Genomic DNA, 15,608 nt, shown 5'->3' with positions numbered 1-15,608 from the left:
ATCACAATTGTTTTATCGCCCTTACTTCCGATTTATCTCCGTACGTTTGAATGCTTTTATCTAACTCTTTCAAAGCTTTCGTATGTCCTTCAAATGCCTCTACCATTTCTGAATTATATTGAATGATCAAATCAAGATAACTTAAAAATGCATCTCTCGTTTTTCCATTCCATTTCGCACCTGTGACATATGCTTTTAAGTCTTTCGCTTGGTTTAAAGAATCCTTCATACCATTTTCAATGTTTTGTGCGTAAGAAATGGCACTTGCAGTGTTACTTCCTATAATTTCAACCTCTTTACCACTCATGTTCGTTTCCTCCATTCTTTGTATACTTAATGGATAAGTTTTTCAATTTCCTTTTTCTTTTCTTCAAAAGCCTTGGTCGCTGCGGCGTATGCTGACGCTTTCTCCGATTCTGCTTTCGCTTTATATTCCAAATACTTTGCATAAGCTGTACTTTTTGCAGATCCAATATCGCTTAATGCACTTTTAAAATAGGATAATACTGTATTTAAGTCTTCATCCTTTTCATGACGTTTTTGTTCAAATTCAACTGCCGGAATTTTATTAGCTTCTAAGCCATTACTTTTACTCTCATACTCTCTCTTCGCTGATTCAGCCTCTTGAATGAATTGCTTTAACTCTCTTTCTTTATCTTTTAAATAATCATGTAAATCATCATACCGATCTCGTTTCCTCGCACTTTCTGTAAAACCAGACGCATTTAAAAAAGCATTATACAATTCATCTAACATCTTTCTCCCCCTTTAGCACAATAACTATGTAGTTAAATCCGTATATTTAAACATGAATATTCATTACATTAAGAATTAACAAATAATTTTTTTACATATTGCTATTTTATCAAAGGGATTTTAACATTTCCATATTTTATGAATGGCTTTCGCATTTTTCTTCAATAAAGTGAAACTTTAATCAATATGACTATGTATTTATGTGCAGAAATAATAAAAAACACTGCCAGGCGCAGTGTTTTTTATTATTTCCTTTTATCCAATTCATTCATATTAAATCCTTGCTTGAGAGTAAGACCAGTTCTTTCTTATTTTCATCAACAACTATTTCTGGATAATCCCAATGAAGCGTACGAGTAGACTCCCTGATTCGTTTTACTATTCCTTTGGCTGTTTTATTTCTATATTCATTCCAATATTTTGGCTCAGTCGCTCTTAAAAGAACGATAGAAAAAGGATCTGATATGAATATCAGATCCTTAACTTTAATTTCTTAATACATACATCTTTTTACACGATAACTGGTTCGTACGTGCTCAAATTATCATACTCAGTTTTTACAATACTAGGCGGAAGGTTAACAAATCCTCAGATTTACCTTTTCTTGTAGCAGTGCATAATGTTTAATAAAATTAAAGCATATTTTTACTTACCAGACTTAATTTTTTCGTTATATTCTTCTAAAGTTAACCCTTTTTCTTTTAGATAAACGGCAACTTCTTTCCCTACATAACGATAGTGCCATGGCTCATACTTAATGCCAGTAATATTCTCTTTCTCTTTTGGATAGCGGAGAGTAAATCCATATTCTGCAGCATTCTTATCTAACCATTTGAATGCATCGGTAGTTTCAAATTTTGCATTTAAATCTTCTACAGTATTCTGCCATTCAACTGAAATAATGTCTAACGCTAATCCAGTATGATGTTCACTTGCACCAGGATACTGAAGATATTCCAATGCCTTAGCACTAGCCTCTTTATCCGACAAACCTTGAGATTTATAGCTTTTAACTGAAGCATCATAATAAGTTTGTTGTAATTTTATAGCTCGATAACCTGATCTTAAATAAAGATTGATTCCCTCTTTTTTTGCAGCTGCTACCATATCCTGATAGGAAGTTGCAATTCTACTATCTATTTTCATATTTGGCTTCGCATTTTGGGTGATACTTGTTAATTCAATTCCTAGTTCCTTTGATAACATATGCTCTCTATTTACAAGGATAATTCTCCAATCATTAACATCAGAGATAGGTAAAACATCTTTTTTCTTCGCATGTATTTCATTTTTATTTTTATCGTTATTATTAGTAGTTGCCTGAGATGTTTGCTTTCCACTACAAGCAGCAAGACTCCATCCCATTGCTAATACCAATGCTAAAATTATAAATTTTTTAATTGTATCTCATTCCCTTTTGTTTATTAGTCTTTATACCAATTTCCCAACACGTCTCTAGGAATCTCCTTGAAATCCTTCAAAGAAACGGGGCCGACAAATTTTTTAATTCCATGTTTTTTAGAATTTTCATCCGAATAATCTTTTAAAAATTGAATTTTAAATTGTTTCTTACCATCAGCATAGTCGGTTACTGTCGGTACGATTGCCGCTTGTCGTATACCAAAAGTTTTATCTTCATACTTAACAAATTGTACATAAGATAATCCTCCAACTAATGTTTCTAATTTTTCTTGCGCAGAAATAAGATTTCCAAGAGAATAATAGATTAGCGTTTCATGTCCATCTTTATTTTGTTTCCACTCAATTGGTTGAATTACATGTGGATGATTTCCAATTACTACATCTACACCTAAATCTGTTAAATATTGAGCAACTTCTTTTTGTTGCTTTGAAGGTGTGGAGGTATATTCTACTCCCCAATGCACCATAACAATCACCATATCAGAGCTACTCTTTGCCTTTTCCACATCATTTTGTATCGCTTTTTTATCAATTAAATTTAAAGCCCAAGACTTATCAGCTGGAATTTTAATTCCATTCGTACCATATGTATAATTTAGTAACGCAAAACGAATACCATTTTTTGTAATCGTTTTTATTTCATTACGCTCGTTTTTACTCTCATTAATACCTACCGGGATAACATCCAGATATTTTTTCCAGTATTCTCTTGTATTCGCAACACCTTTAATACCCATATCCATAGCGTGATTTGTCGCTTGCGTCACTATATTGAATCCAGTGCCCACTAAAGATTGGCCTACTTCTTCAGGTGTATTGAAAGTCGGATATCCTTGTACTTTTAAATTATTCCCGGCAATCGGAGTCTCCTGGTTCACTATAGCAAGATCACTTGATTTAACAGCTTTTTTGATATTTTCATAAATATAATTATAATCATATGAACCGTCTTTTTGTTTGCCATCTTTAATTACTGCGTCATGATATAAATTATCACCCGTAGCTATTAAATTCACAACCGATTGTACTTTTTTATCTTCCGTAAAATTAGGAGACTGTTGGATAGGACTTTTCTCTACCCAATTTGGTGCTTTTAATGATGTATCTATATTGGATTCAGCCGGTGGTAATGAAGCTTTAGATGTCTTAACATCAGTATTACCACAAGCGGTTAAAAGCACTAAAAAAATAAGACATACTAAAAAAAACTTTTTACTTCTCTGTAAAGTATCTAACATGTGATCCTCTTTTCTGTTTTATTCCTTATAACCTGTTCTAACAAATCATTCTTTAAAAAAACGTATTTTGGTTTTACCCTTAATTATGGAAGGACACTCTGTTACACCTGCTTCGGAATATACTAATAATTGTTTTCCGCTTTCTAGCAATCTATCGATTCCATCAGAAGTAATAGATTACTAGAAAAACATAATCCATCAGGATGTCGACTAGTTTGATATACCTATTCCAATTGCAATAACTCGTTTAATATTTAAACAAGATAGGAGAATCGTTCATATAGCCTCTTCTCTCGCTTTATGTTTAAGGTGCCTCCAAAAAAGGGATCGTTGCTGTACCCCTTTGCATAGTGCGAAATTTTTGTAACTAATTTCTTTCATTCAAGCGACAAACATTATACCGATAACAATAAGTAAGACCCAAGAACTTATTTTACCAATATACGAAAAAAGTAGCAATCTTTTGCCCCATATAAAGAAGCCAATTAGGAGAAATGAACGAGAGATTCATTCTATTCAATTCCTTCATTGATTAATAAAAAAACAAGCCACCCAACTATTGGATGGCTCTATACTATAAAGAGAATTTGTTATTGGATTACTTCAATTTCCCTTCAAAAACAATCTTCCTACCGCACGGCTCAACTACTGTTTTGCCGTCTTTCTTTACTTCATGAAAGATTGGCTCTTCCATACGACGAGACGGAGCGTATCCTTCTTGTTCCATACGTGCTAAGCAGTCTGTAATTGTTTCATTTTCAAGTACTTCAAATTTCTTTTTATTAGGTTGTTTTGTCATGCCCTAACCTACTTTCTATTTTTCTTGATGCGAATTGATTTTTCATGTAGACCATATATAACATTGCGAGAATTCCCATTATAATCATAACCGCAATAAAAAAGCTTGTATACTGTATTTTTTCTATAAATACGCCGCCTAATACAGGTCCCATAATACTTCCTAAACTAAAAGCGATTCCGGATAATATATTACCTGCTGGTAGTAAGTGTCTCGGTAATAAATCAGTCATAAATCCAAGCCCTAAAGAGAAGCACGATCCAATAACCATACCCGCTAAAAGCATGCAGGCAAAGACGATCCAGTAATATTGATCAAATACGGCGGCAAGTAGAAAAATGCCCGTACTTATGCTAAACGTCCACGTTAATATACGGTCCCTTCCGTATTTGTCACTTAATATACCGAGCGGAATTTGTGTAATAATACCCCCAACTGCAAATGCTGGTAATAAGAAGGATACATCTGAAACAGACCACCCTTTACGAAGTGCGTATACTGGTAAGTTACTGTTTAACATCGCTTCAAGTACGCCATATGCAAGTGGACCTAGCAATGCAATCCATCCTAATCCAACAACTTGTTTATAACGAGAAAATGATGATTCACTCTTCACTTCTCTTTCATCTTGCGCTGGGAATGCATTTTTTGTTGGAAGTAGTAAAAGCCAACCTATTAGACAAAGTATAGTAGATATAATAAATGGTGTTGCAAGACCGTACTGCACAGTGCTTGCTAAATACGGACCAACGGCAAAACCAATTCCGAAGAATACACCATATATCGATACTTGTCTCCCTATTTTACTTGGGTCTGATGTTGTCGTGATCCATGTTTGTGTTCCGACATGAAGCATATGATCTCCGACTCCAACTAGAAATCTAAGGATAAACCATACCCAAAACGAAAATGTTTGTGTAAAAAAGAATAATGAAATAATAACGAGAAACCCACCTATAACAATAATCGGCTTCATTCCAAACCTTTGCATCGGTTTTTCAAGAAACGGCGAAATGACTAATATCCCAATGTACAATGCCGTCGCATGAATACCATTAATACTTGAACTAACCCCTTCTTGTTCAAAAATCATTGCAATGGCAGGTAAGAGCATTCCTTGTGACAAACCCGAGATTGCTACAATCCCAACCATAATCCAAAAAGTAAAACGCATTGACATCCCTTTCCCTCTCCTTCTCACGCTTCCACTTTTCATTATAAACTGTTTCTGCAAATGCGTGTACGAATATTCATAATAAAAAAGAAGCTAAAAGAATGAACCTTTTAGCTTCCTATCCTTCCCAAACTTGCGCTTTCACATTGTAATGAAAGTGTTTAAAATATGGATTTTCATAAAATGAAGGTCCATATAAGTAATGTTGCATATGAGCTGTTAGTGGCTGCTGCATCTGTAAAGGAACTACAGCTGGTGAAACTTGCATATACATCGGATCTATCATTATTTTTGTATAGATATGATGATTATATGGCGAATAAGCGATTAAGGATGGTTTATGCATTGATAATCTCCCCTTATACATACAAATGTTATAGTATATGCAACACTTCTCATTTCCGGGATTATTTCTGTTCTAACCAATCCTCTACATGTTTTATAAATACATCTAAACAATCAATAAACGGCGAGTGTCCGCAATCTTCTAATACCTTCAACTCTGCATTTGGCAAATGTTTCGCTAATTCCTCACCGACTACTTGCGGTACGACATAATCTCTATCACCTTGTATGACGAGTGTTGGCGCTTTAATACGATGAATTTGCTTACTTCCCCCTACAACCCCGTTATGTTCATCTGAAATATTAAATGTAATGAGCGCATAATTCACATCTACGAAATTACGTTGCGTTAACATATCATCTAAATACTTTTCATAACGGTCCGGTTCAGGTTGATTATGTGTATATATTAATAGATTCCATACTGTACGGTAATATAGTTTGTTCATATTTTTTATCGCGTCTAATACTGGAGCGATTTGTACTGGATCTTGCGCAATTTCTTCTTTCGTCTTTACTAAACTTGATACAATCGGCTGCCCATTCGTATCTTTTTTAAAGATTGGGTATCCTTTCATTCCTACTGATTCTACTAAAATTAACTTTTCTACAAAAGTTGGGTGGTTCGCTGTAAATTGCATCGCAACGCCACCGCCCATTGACCAGCCCATTAATGAGAATTTCTCTAGCTTTAACTCGTCGATAAATAATTTTATATCTTCTACAAAGTCTTGTAATGAATCTATGGACTGATTATACGTTGATTGTCCAAACCCTCTTAAATCAAGAGCGTAAATATGGTATTGATCTTGCAACTTTTCAATAACTAAATCCCAATGTTGTGACGATGTCATGTTCCCGTGAATGAGTAAAAGAATATCTGTATTTCGCCTTCCAACTTCCTGATATGCAATCGTTTCTCCGTTCGATAGTGAAACAAACTCCATTGTTGCAGGCTTAATCATCACAAGTTCCCCCATTCTATTTAATAGAAAGAAAATTCTTTACTTAATTAAAGAATAGCATGTAGAATGTACGTTCGCAACATAAAACCTATAAGAATTTTTTACATAAATCAACATGTCTATTACTAGACAATTATTATAAAAAAGTATATAGTTAGCTAGGTAACTAATTTGAAAGGATCAAAATACATGGACGAAAAACAACATTTTTTTCACATCGTCAGCCAGACTTCTCGAAAGTTTACGAAGAAATTTAATGAACGTGTATCTCCAACAGGGTTATTTAGTGCGCAATGGGCTGTTATTTTCCGCATTAATCAAACTGGTTCTTGTACGCAAACAGAATTGTGCCAGTATTTAAATGTTGAATCACCAACGATGACTCGTACGTTAACACGTATGGAAACGATGGGATGGATTATTCGTACAGAAGGTAAAGATCGCCGTGAGAAGCTCATTTCTTTATCCGAAACAGCGATAAAGATGATTCCAATATGGCAAGAAGAAGTTGATACTTTCGAAGAAAAAACGCTAGAAGGTATTAACGAAGATGATTTACATCAAGCATTTCAAGTGTTACAACAAATTATTAAAAATTTAGATTAAATTGGAGGGATGACGATGCAAAGTGAGAAACTTTGGACGAAGGATTTCCTCGGAACTTGTTTTAGTAGTCTATTTCTCTTCTTAACGTTTTACATGCTTATGACTACTCTGCCTGTCTATGTAATAGACGGCCTAAAAGGAAAACCTGAGGAAATTGGTTTAGTTGCAACTGTGTTTCTTATTTCTTCTGTTTTATGTAGACCATTCACAGGAAAATGGCTCGATGATTTAGGAAGAAAGAAAATATTATTTATTTCACTTTCATTATTTTTAGCCGCTACTGTTATGTATTTCGGTGCGCAAAGTTTATTCTTATTACTTGCCCTTCGCTTCTTACACGGTATTGGGTTCGGGATGGCAACGACAGCTACTGGTACGATCGTAACTGATGTTGCGCCAGCTCATCGACGAGGCGAAGCACTTGCATATTTCGGCGTATTTATGAGTCTACCGATGGTAATTGGTCCTTTTTTAGGTTTAACAATTATTTCTCATTTTTCGTTTACTGTGTTATTTATCGTTTGTTCCGTATTTTCATTACTTGCATTTTTATTAGGACTACTTGTCGATATTCCTCACGAAGCACCTGTTAGCAAACAAAAACGTGAAAAAATGAAATGGAAAGACTTAATCGAACCATCTTCTATTCCAATTGCACTTACAGGATTTGTTTTAGCCTTTTCTTATAGTGGTATTTTATCCTTTATTCCTATTTATGCGAAAGAACTCGGTTTAAGTGAAATTGCAAGTTACTTCTTTATTTTATACGCACTTGTTGTTGTCATTTCTCGTCCATTTACAGGAAAGATTTTTGATCGCTTCGGTGAAAATGTACTCGTTTACCCTGCTATCATTATTTTCACAATCGGAATGTTCATATTAAGCCAAGCACAAACTTCATTTTGGTTCCTTGGCGCAGGTATGCTAATCGGTTTAGGTTACGGGACATTAATTCCGAGTTTCCAAACGATTGCGATTTCTGCCGCTCCAAACCATAGACGTGGTTCTGCGACAGCTACGTATTTCTCATTCTTTGATAGTGGTATTGGTTTTGGTTCTTTCATTTTAGGTATTGTCGCAGCGAAATCCAGTTATCATAATATGTATTTTATCGCAGCTATTATCGTTGCGTTCACTTTACTTTTATATTATGGATTACACGGACGAAAACAAAAATTCAAGAAACAACCTACAGACGGAAAAATTTCCGCTTAACGTTAATAAGGAAAGTAAACTTCCCCGTTTACTTTCCTTATTTTGTATTTCTTTCAAGACGAGCGTATACTTATAGTAGAAATAAAAAGGAGGGCCATATATGAAACTAAAAAGGAGGGCCATATATGAAACTAAAAAGATCTCCCCTACTCTTACTTATACTAACATTCATATTTGTAATTACAGGGCTTGGGTTTACTTACTTCAAACAAAATAAAACGACCCCATCAAAACATAATGTGACAAAAGAAAACTGGTTAAATGACCCTTACTTACGTTGGTCATATACCCATATGAAAGAATTCACTTTAGTTAATAACGTAAAAAACAATCCTGACCAAATTGCTCACTTCCCTTCCGCATTGCAAAACTTAGACGATTTTGCTGTGGAGCGTAGATTCGGAAATACAACTCCTCTAAAAAAACTTTTAGACGATAACAAAACAGATGCTTTTGTCGTTGTACATAATGGACAACTTGTTTACGAACGATATTTCAATGGGTATAAACAGAATGAACCTCATGGTATGGCATCATTAGCAAAAGTCTTTACCGGGGCAATTATACAATCTCTCGCTGAAGAAAAACGTATTGACTTAGAAAAAACAGCTGACACTTACATAAAAGAATTAAAAAACACACCGTTCGGTAATGCCACACTTCAGCAATTAATGGACATGCAAGTTTCAGCTGAATATCCTACTCATGGATATGAGCAACCTGGGCTAGAAAATCAAGATGCACAATTATATTTAGCTAGCAATATTTTACCCCGCGGCAAAAATTACGACGGTCCCATGAAAATTTATGATATGTTACGGGAAGCCGAAGAAACTGCCCCGCCTGGTTCTTCCTTTTCTTACAATAACGGATCAACAGAAACGCTCGCTTGGATTATTAGAACTATTACTGGTAAATCACTAGCTGAAAATGTAAGTGAACGAATTTGGTCTCAAATTGGTATGGAAGAAAACGCGTATTACGTTACAGATGAAACAAAAGTAGAACAAGCTAGTGCTGGATTAAATGCAACTGCTAGAGATATGGCGAGATTTGGGCAATTACTATTAAACAACGGGGAATATAACGGAAAACAAATTCTCCCTTCTTCTATTACAGAAAGTGTAAAAAATGTACAAGAAGGTGAACTTGAAATTAGTAGTGGCGCTTCTATTTCTTATCATAATCAATGGTGGATTCCCCACAATGAACAAGGTGCTTTCGAAGTGTTAGGTAGTTACAGACAAACACTTTACATCGATCCGAAAGCCAATATGGTAATCGTTCATTTCTCTTCTAACGCAACGCCAAGTAATGAAATACATTCGGTTTATTCAAATATGTATATTGATATTGCACATCATTTAGAAAAGCTTCCACAGTAGTGGAAGCAGGAGTTTAAACCTTGCACAGTTATGACTATTCAATTGAACACTCGATCTGTTGTGCTAAAACGTCAATATAGTAAAAAAGGATCTCTCTTGATATAGAGAGATCCTTTTTTTTATTTCTTCTTCTTTTCTGTCGGTTGGCTTTGTTTAGCGAAATTAGATGAATCATCGAAATTTGGTTGCTTTTTACCTGCATTATTACTTCTACCTTTTCCCATATGTAATGCACCTCCCCTCATCCTTACTATTCCCAATAAAAAACTCCTCTTGCGTTCAGGAAAAAATTTTTATTGTCGCTTATTAATAATGTCCAACAGTTCTCGTAGTACTTCCAACACTCTCGGTTCTGCCATACCATATTGTATACTTTCAACCATAATGTTAATGGTGATCATCATGCTGAGCTTGATAAAGAACAGCTTGTGGATAAAAAACCGTACATTCCATACATGTGAAAGAAGTTTTAGTGGTATTTTGACTCATCCAAGCATATAAAGTAACTAAATACTTGCTTGGTACCTATCTGTTTGTTGCACAAAACCAACATCCCTAGTAATCTCTCGTAAGATATTTGGAGATAACAATCTTTAAAATTCTTAAGCAAATAATTGTAATTCATCAGATACAAGAATAGACATAAAAAAACGCTATCCTTTCCTATATATTTATAGAAAGAATAGGTTTTTTCATTTTAATAGTATTACTTGATAGTATTGGCATTCCTATTAAAGCTAATATACAAATAACATCAATAAACTTGTAACTATGCCAACCCAAATGCAAAGAATGAAACAATAACCCATAATGTCTTTAATTTTCAATCCCAGCACACCTAAAAGAGGTAATGCCCAGAACGGCTGAATCAAATTTGTCCATGCGTCCCCCCAACCTACCGCCATAGCGATAGTAGCCGGATCTACACCTAACTTCAATCCTGCCGGGACCTGCAGTGGTCCTTGTAAAGCCCATTGCCCCCCGCCAGATGGCGCCAATAAGTTTACCAACCCGGCTGACCAATATGTAAATATATCAAATGTATCCTTTGACGCAATGGATGCCATCCATTCAATGATTGAGCTTCCCAAACCTGAACTACCTAAAACAGCAATAATCCCTGCATAAAATGGAAACTGTAAGATAATTGGAGAAATGGATTGCGCAGATTCTTTGAATCCTTGTGCAAAGTTACCAAGAGAACCATGTAGGAGCAAACCAAGTGACAAGAAAAACAAATTAATGATATTTAAATCTAAACTATGACCGTTCATGAATTCATAAACACAATACAACGTGCCGATTGCGCCTAATATTATTCCTAAAACTGGTGTCCATTCCAGTTTTTCCGCAGGAGTTAAACTTTTTTGAGGAGGTTTTACAAAAGAATTTGTATCAGTTTCGATTGCTTTATAGCTGATAATCCCACTTTTAGGAGCCATAAGTACAATAATAATTGGCATCGTGATGAATAGAGTGAAAAAAATAATTAAAGTAGAGTAACTAAAGATTGTTTGTGAGGTAGGAATAATTCCAATCATATCTACAAGAAAATGATCCTTTGTGGCAATTGTCAGGCCAATAGAACTGGAGAGACCTGCGCTATATAAGGCTGTCGGAGCATAAGCAGCTGCTACAAGTAATGGAAAATGTGCATTCGCATTCTTTTTTGCTACTTCCTTTGCAATGATAGCTCCCACAACTACGGCTAGACCCCAATTGATATAGTATGCAATTGCACTGATCAAAAATGTCATCGTATAGGCCTTTTGAGGTGTATCGGCTAACTTTGCAACAGACTGCAAGGCTCTATTAATAAACGGGACAGAAGCTAACGTCATCCCTGTAACCATTAGCAATACCATTTGCATTGTAAACGTTAAATAAGTCCAAAACCCATCCCCCCAAGATTTTACGATTTTGTACGGATTTGAGGGATTCATCAACAAAGCTATAATAAAAGTAAATAAAGTGAGCAGCACTGCAATAACAAAGGCATCCGGGACATATTTCTGAGACCATCTCGAAAATATATTTGCACATCGTGTAAGCAACGATTCTTTCTTTTCTGGTTCTGAATTTGTCTCCATTAAGGAATGTTTCATAAATATTCTCCTTTCTAAATTTTAATAAGGTAAATATAAATAACATTCCACAAAAGAAAATAAAATCCTTTTGCACTTGCTGCATATTAATCAACTAGATCAATATTCAAATACCGTTCCTTTCAACCTTTCTGGGCATTACCAGCATTAGCGATAGCTGGTTTAGGTGCTCGTGACATTATGGGATTTTGTGTTGTGAACTTACTATATGCGGGTTTTATCATTTAGTCTATACTTCTTATTTATTTAAACGAAAAGCTAGTTTTATACTAGTTTTTTTACATAATAAATCATTTATTTCCCATGCAATTTATAACTGTATTCCACTCTACGTCCTTAAGATGTAATGCCTCAAACGCAAAAAAATCTTCACACACTTTTTCAATTAGATATGGATTTTCCCTCAAAAAATTCCACTGTAATACTTTAGGAAAAAAATGCATTTCATATTCTTTACTTCCCCGTACTACCTCATCAACTTCTCTTTCACAAATTCCTCTTATCAAGTAGTCATTTCTTAACTCAATTTGAATTTGTTGAAATGTATCGCTGCATTTTTTCAATTGAAGTAAACGCGTAACATACTTCCGAAAAAGTTCGCCATCATACTGAACACAGTTTATAATACGGTCGACTTCATTCATAATGTACGAGCCTTTTCTTCTATTTGTAATAACCATTTTTCACGCTTTGATACTTTACTCGTTTTCACAGATTGAAACACTGACCGTTTTATATCGCGAATGCCACAAAAACGTAAAACACCTCTCTTCATCATAATCCAATCTGCTGATCGATATAACAATGCGACGTACCATAGAGGCGAGTCTAACGTATTAATAACCCACGCTTTTTTCCCTTGCAATAATCCTTTCGGCAGAACCCCTTCATATTTATAAGCAAATCCAGCTACGAAAATACGATCGATAAATCCTTTTAAAATTGCTGGCATCCCCCACCACCATATTGGATAGATGAATAAAAGTGTATCTGCTTCTTCTACTAACGTTCTGTACCGAGCTGTTTCTTCTTCATTTACTAAATCACGTCTTTTCTTCTCTTCATGAAATACGAGGACTGGATCAAATTGTTCTTTGTATAAATCAAGTACGGTAACTGAATGATTTGTTTCCTGTAGTCCTTTTTGCACATGATTTAAAATCGCCGCGTTAAAACTTGAAGGATTAGGATGAGCGTATACAATTAGTACATTCACTACATAACAACTCCCTCTATAAGTTAAAGTTTCCCCTTCTTTAACAACTTCTCTACAATTTGCACGTTTTTCGAACTTTGTAATAAACGGTTTAATACAGTAAGTAACTCTTCCTTTTCTAAATCTTTCAGTTTCTCTTTAACTGCACTCTCACCAGTGCCTTGAATATCATAAACAACTGCCGCCATATGTTTACAATAATTTTCATAGGGACACTCACAGTTACTTTCTGAAAAATCTTTGAGGTCGATAACGACTTCATAATTTCCTGCATTACCATTCACAAAAGCAAATACTTTATTATCATGTACTTCAACATCTTCTACATGTCCATCTTCATAATATTTATATCCTCTATCAATAATATATTTCGGAATATGCCTATATAGTTCTTTTATTAAATAAGCATACATAACAACACCTCTTCCTTTAATTCCCTTTTGACTTCTAGAGCCCCTGCATGTTATTCTAATAACTGTCAAATAGCAAGTCTATATGACAAAATGACTGACACCTATTCGGCGAAGGTGTCTCTTTTCATTTGCAGCCGATATGAATTGCCTCTTTCAGGCACATTCAATTTTTGACACTACACACTCAACACCATTCCCTGTATCAGGCTGCTTTAGCAGTCTTTTACTCTACATACTCCGTTATTTTAAGAAAAAAAGAGAGCTTAGCTCCCTTTTCTCGCCTTATACAATACCCCTTTTTCAGCATAGAGATATTCATCAGCTAATGTAATTTTCCCATCCAGTTTTAGTTCGTCTAATAATCTTGATAAATAAAATTGATGCAACATCTTTTTCGTGAATTTTCCTTCATGATGCGAAACGATATGTTCTTGAATATCTAATAATGATATCGGCTTATCTTGCTCTATCATATATTCATAAACTGTACTACGCAGTTTTACGTATTTTTCGAGTGTCACAGTAATGCGCAACCCCTTTCTTCTTAATATAAATTTTCGTAATCGGTTTTTTTGCAATAAAAAAACCTCTCCGATAAGAAGAAGTTACGTATATATCTTCGTCTTATCTCCCAGAACAAATATGTTCTGCTGGAATTAGCACCTGCATCGCGGTTGCTGGGTTTCATCGGGCCAGTCCCTCCACCTCTCTGGATAAGAAAATATTCACTTAATTCTTACTATACGTAATTCCACTTTAATTGTCAAACAAATATAATAAATATAACAAATTATATTTTCTTCCTTACTGTTCATACTACCCATATACGAACATGCAAGGAGGATTATGAAATGCATCAAAATGCTCGCGGATATGTACAAGATTCTTTTCAATCATTACAAGAAGCTAAAAATTGTTTAGAAGAAGCGCTCGAAACAGTTGAAAAAGATTTTAATCGCGCTCGTATTGAACAATCACTTTATGCTGTTGAACAAGCTATTCAACGTTGCGAGTACACCGTTCACATTTTAGAAAAAGATTAAAAACTTCCCATCAATTGATGGGAAGTTTTTTCAAATGGCATACTTCATAATTATTGCCGTTATGATTAAAAAATATACAGAATTAGCAATTTCTAAAATTCCTACTTTTATAATAGAAATTTTTTTGCCATACAACACAATTGCTCGAATGACACTTGGTATAAAAATAAGAGAACACCACGGATTAATCGCAAATACAATTATCGTTAATAAGATATGATATCCCCAAGATATAAGACGATACTTCGGGTTATTTTTTTCACGAATCATCGTTTTCACATAAAACGTACTACCTAAAAAGTATAAAAATGAAATAAGTGCAATGAATAAAGCTGTATGATCGATTTGCTTCATTGAAAAGTAATAACTAATTAACCCACCGATACAAAACACAATGATTGCACAAATATCATTTAATAGTGCTCTTTCATTTTTTTGACGGGCGTAATACATATTCACTATAAATAATGGAATCATTACTATTAAGAATAAAAGAATTCGCCACTCATATAATAAAGAAATCATCCCAAATAGGAACGCAATGCTGAAATAAACAATGGCAGCTTGTAAAAACTCTTTTTTTCGTCTTTGCTTTATGTACGTAAGAAATGGATACGTGGCTAAATAGATAAAAAACCACGCTAAAAACAATGGAATATGATAAATAGTAGGTTTCCCAAGTATGACACTTAATAAAAAAGGAATAACAAGCATGGCCCATGCACCATGTTGCTTCGGAATAACTAACTTCATTAACTATACACCTCACTTTTGAAAAAAGTTCTCACCTACCATTATACAAATAATTTTATATAATAACGGATGCATATTAAATCAATTTTTTGACAAAAAAATGCTCCTTACAATATGTAAGAAGCATGAAAGAGGCAAACGAATATGTAAGTCGCGACCCTACCTTATATGAG

Annotated in this window: 18 protein-coding genes, 2 pseudogenes and 1 riboswitch; of the genes and pseudogenes, 5 read left to right on the top strand and 15 right to left on the bottom strand. The window is 34.5% G+C overall.

Annotated features, from left to right (window positions below; genetic code table 11):
- Position 1: 1 nt before the first annotated feature.
- From CGQ22_RS20940 to phaZ, 8 genes are all read right to left on the bottom strand, one after another.
- Positions 2 to 307, bottom strand: coding sequence for a WXG100 family type VII secretion target (locus tag CGQ22_RS20940; RefSeq protein ID WP_000014535.1), 306 nt, complete (start codon positions 305 to 307; stop codon positions 2 to 4).
- A 26-nt stretch (positions 308 to 333) separates the two neighbouring features.
- A complete protein-coding gene (locus CGQ22_RS20935; RefSeq protein WP_000883464.1) occupies positions 334 to 756 on the bottom strand; it encodes a hypothetical protein in 423 nt (140 codons plus the stop codon).
- A gap of 645 nt (positions 757 to 1,401) precedes the next feature.
- Positions 1,402 to 2,133, bottom strand: a complete 732-nt coding sequence (locus CGQ22_RS20930) for a M15 family metallopeptidase (RefSeq protein ID WP_000241987.1) — start codon at positions 2,131 to 2,133, stop codon at positions 1,402 to 1,404.
- Between the two features lie 47 nt (positions 2,134 to 2,180).
- Entirely contained in the window at positions 2,181 to 3,416 is a 1,236-nt protein-coding gene (locus tag CGQ22_RS20925) for a CapA family protein (protein WP_089149248.1), read from the bottom strand.
- 598 nt (positions 3,417 to 4,014) lie between these two features.
- Positions 4,015 to 4,215 carry an NETI motif-containing protein gene (locus tag CGQ22_RS20920; protein ID WP_000166303.1) on the bottom strand — a complete coding sequence of 67 codons (201 nt, stop codon included), beginning with the start codon at positions 4,213 to 4,215 and terminating at the stop codon, positions 4,015 to 4,017.
- A complete protein-coding gene (locus CGQ22_RS20915) occupies positions 4,199 to 5,395 on the bottom strand; it encodes an MFS transporter (RefSeq protein WP_000062798.1) in 1,197 nt (398 codons plus the stop codon). Before CGQ22_RS20915 ends, CGQ22_RS20920 begins: the two co-directional genes overlap by 17 nt.
- Before the next feature lie 112 nt (positions 5,396 to 5,507).
- On the bottom strand, positions 5,508 to 5,735 hold the full coding sequence (locus tag CGQ22_RS20910; protein ID WP_000549500.1) for a hypothetical protein: 228 nt from the start codon (positions 5,733 to 5,735) through the stop codon (positions 5,508 to 5,510).
- 61 nt (positions 5,736 to 5,796) lie between these two features.
- The gene (gene phaZ, locus CGQ22_RS20905; protein WP_000594872.1) at positions 5,797 to 6,699 is read right to left on the bottom strand and encodes an intracellular short-chain-length polyhydroxyalkanoate depolymerase; all 903 of its coding nucleotides are present in this window, start codon (positions 6,697 to 6,699) and stop codon (positions 5,797 to 5,799) included.
- A gap of 189 nt (positions 6,700 to 6,888) precedes the next feature.
- On the opposite strand from phaZ, the gene CGQ22_RS20900 reads away from it, so the two are divergent.
- The 3 genes from CGQ22_RS20900 (at position 6,889) to CGQ22_RS20890 (ending at position 9,905) form a co-directional block, all read left to right on the top strand.
- The gene (locus tag CGQ22_RS20900) at positions 6,889 to 7,305 is read left to right on the top strand and encodes a MarR family winged helix-turn-helix transcriptional regulator (protein ID WP_000343675.1); all 417 of its coding nucleotides are present in this window, start codon (positions 6,889 to 6,891) and stop codon (positions 7,303 to 7,305) included.
- 15 nt (positions 7,306 to 7,320) lie between these two features.
- On the top strand, positions 7,321 to 8,520 hold the full coding sequence (locus CGQ22_RS20895; protein WP_001190318.1) for an MFS transporter: 1,200 nt from the start codon (positions 7,321 to 7,323) through the stop codon (positions 8,518 to 8,520).
- Positions 8,521 to 8,645: 125 nt separating this feature from the next.
- Entirely contained in the window at positions 8,646 to 9,905 is a 1,260-nt protein-coding gene (locus CGQ22_RS20890; RefSeq protein WP_089149247.1) for a serine hydrolase domain-containing protein, read from the top strand.
- A 441-nt stretch (positions 9,906 to 10,346) separates the two neighbouring features.
- On the opposite strand, the pseudogene CGQ22_RS32975 reads toward CGQ22_RS20890, so the two are convergent.
- Together CGQ22_RS32975 and CGQ22_RS20880 are read right to left on the bottom strand one after the other, a co-directional pair.
- A pseudogene (locus CGQ22_RS32975) lies at positions 10,347 to 10,495 on the bottom strand (IS4 family transposase); the annotation flags it as partial.
- Positions 10,496 to 10,642: 147 nt separating this feature from the next.
- Positions 10,643 to 12,010 carry a short-chain fatty acid transporter gene (locus tag CGQ22_RS20880; protein WP_000682890.1) on the bottom strand — a complete coding sequence of 456 codons (1,368 nt, stop codon included), beginning with the start codon at positions 12,008 to 12,010 and terminating at the stop codon, positions 10,643 to 10,645.
- 123 nt (positions 12,011 to 12,133) lie between these two features.
- On the opposite strand from CGQ22_RS20880, the pseudogene CGQ22_RS20875 reads away from it, so the two are divergent.
- Positions 12,134 to 12,260: pseudogene (locus CGQ22_RS20875) on the top strand (TIGR00366 family protein); the annotation flags it as partial.
- Positions 12,261 to 12,300: 40 nt separating this feature from the next.
- Here CGQ22_RS20875 and CGQ22_RS20870 read toward each other — a convergent pair.
- From CGQ22_RS20870 to CGQ22_RS20855, 4 genes are all read right to left on the bottom strand, one after another.
- Positions 12,301 to 12,654 carry a group-specific protein gene (locus CGQ22_RS20870; protein ID WP_139032776.1) on the bottom strand — a complete coding sequence of 118 codons (354 nt, stop codon included), beginning with the start codon at positions 12,652 to 12,654 and terminating at the stop codon, positions 12,301 to 12,303.
- Positions 12,651 to 13,226: an NAD(P)H-dependent oxidoreductase gene (locus CGQ22_RS20865; RefSeq protein WP_001101654.1), complete on the bottom strand. Its 576-nt coding sequence runs from the start codon at positions 13,224 to 13,226 to the stop codon at positions 12,651 to 12,653. Before CGQ22_RS20865 ends, CGQ22_RS20870 begins: the two co-directional genes overlap by 4 nt.
- Before the next feature lie 23 nt (positions 13,227 to 13,249).
- Positions 13,250 to 13,639, bottom strand: coding sequence for an SWIM zinc finger family protein (locus tag CGQ22_RS20860; RefSeq protein WP_061884401.1), 390 nt, complete (start codon positions 13,637 to 13,639; stop codon positions 13,250 to 13,252).
- A gap of 263 nt (positions 13,640 to 13,902) precedes the next feature.
- On the bottom strand, positions 13,903 to 14,160 hold the full coding sequence (locus CGQ22_RS20855) for a hypothetical protein (protein ID WP_000171476.1): 258 nt from the start codon (positions 14,158 to 14,160) through the stop codon (positions 13,903 to 13,905).
- Between the two features lie 100 nt (positions 14,161 to 14,260).
- A riboswitch (SAM riboswitch) is annotated at positions 14,261 to 14,359 on the bottom strand.
- Positions 14,360 to 14,490: 131 nt separating this feature from the next.
- Between CGQ22_RS20855 and CGQ22_RS20850 the strand changes: the two genes are divergently transcribed.
- On the top strand, positions 14,491 to 14,682 hold the full coding sequence (locus CGQ22_RS20850) for a hypothetical protein (protein WP_000554032.1): 192 nt from the start codon (positions 14,491 to 14,493) through the stop codon (positions 14,680 to 14,682).
- A 30-nt stretch (positions 14,683 to 14,712) separates the two neighbouring features.
- Here CGQ22_RS20850 and CGQ22_RS20845 read toward each other — a convergent pair whose 3' ends face one another.
- Positions 14,713 to 15,435 (bottom strand): YwiC-like family protein, encoded by a 723-nt coding sequence (locus CGQ22_RS20845; RefSeq protein ID WP_000779977.1) that lies wholly within the window; start codon positions 15,433 to 15,435, stop codon positions 14,713 to 14,715.
- Positions 15,436 to 15,608 lie beyond the last annotated feature (173 nt).

The sequence above is a fragment of the Bacillus sp. M13(2017) genome, assembly GCF_002218325.1.
Taxonomy (GTDB): domain Bacteria; phylum Bacillota; class Bacilli; order Bacillales; family Bacillaceae_G; genus Bacillus_A; species Bacillus_A thuringiensis_K.
This window is presented reverse-complemented; position numbering and strand designations above follow the sequence as displayed.

Excerpts from the sequence above, each read along its gene's own strand:
- CGQ22_RS20900 (WP_000343675.1), top strand. The coding sequence starts at position 6,889 with ATGGACGAAAAACAACATTTTTTTCACATCGTCAGCCAGACTTCTCGA.
- CGQ22_RS20920 (WP_000166303.1), bottom strand. The coding sequence starts at position 4,215 with ATGACAAAACAACCTAATAAAAAGAAATTTGAAGTACTTGAAAATGAA.
- CGQ22_RS20890 (WP_089149247.1), top strand. The coding sequence starts at position 8,646 with ATGAAACTAAAAAGATCTCCCCTACTCTTACTTATACTAACATTCATA.
- CGQ22_RS20915 (WP_000062798.1), bottom strand. The coding sequence starts at position 5,395 with ATGTCAATGCGTTTTACTTTTTGGATTATGGTTGGGATTGTAGCAATC.
- phaZ (WP_000594872.1), bottom strand. The coding sequence starts at position 6,699 with ATGATTAAGCCTGCAACAATGGAGTTTGTTTCACTATCGAACGGAGAA.
- CGQ22_RS20860 (WP_061884401.1), bottom strand. The coding sequence starts at position 13,639 with ATGTATGCTTATTTAATAAAAGAACTATATAGGCATATTCCGAAATAT.
- CGQ22_RS20910 (WP_000549500.1), bottom strand. The coding sequence starts at position 5,735 with ATGCATAAACCATCCTTAATCGCTTATTCGCCATATAATCATCATATC.
- CGQ22_RS20880 (WP_000682890.1), bottom strand. The coding sequence starts at position 12,010 with ATGAAACATTCCTTAATGGAGACAAATTCAGAACCAGAAAAGAAAGAA.
- CGQ22_RS20845 (WP_000779977.1), bottom strand. The coding sequence starts at position 15,435 with ATGAAGTTAGTTATTCCGAAGCAACATGGTGCATGGGCCATGCTTGTT.
- CGQ22_RS20940 (WP_000014535.1), bottom strand. The coding sequence starts at position 307 with ATGAGTGGTAAAGAGGTTGAAATTATAGGAAGTAACACTGCAAGTGCC.
- CGQ22_RS20895 (WP_001190318.1), top strand. The coding sequence starts at position 7,321 with ATGCAAAGTGAGAAACTTTGGACGAAGGATTTCCTCGGAACTTGTTTT.
- CGQ22_RS20935 (WP_000883464.1), bottom strand. The coding sequence starts at position 756 with ATGTTAGATGAATTGTATAATGCTTTTTTAAATGCGTCTGGTTTTACA.
- CGQ22_RS20925 (WP_089149248.1), bottom strand. The coding sequence starts at position 3,416 with ATGTTAGATACTTTACAGAGAAGTAAAAAGTTTTTTTTAGTATGTCTT.
- CGQ22_RS20870 (WP_139032776.1), bottom strand. The coding sequence starts at position 12,654 with ATGAATGAAGTCGACCGTATTATAAACTGTGTTCAGTATGATGGCGAA.
- CGQ22_RS20850 (WP_000554032.1), top strand. The coding sequence starts at position 14,491 with ATGCATCAAAATGCTCGCGGATATGTACAAGATTCTTTTCAATCATTA.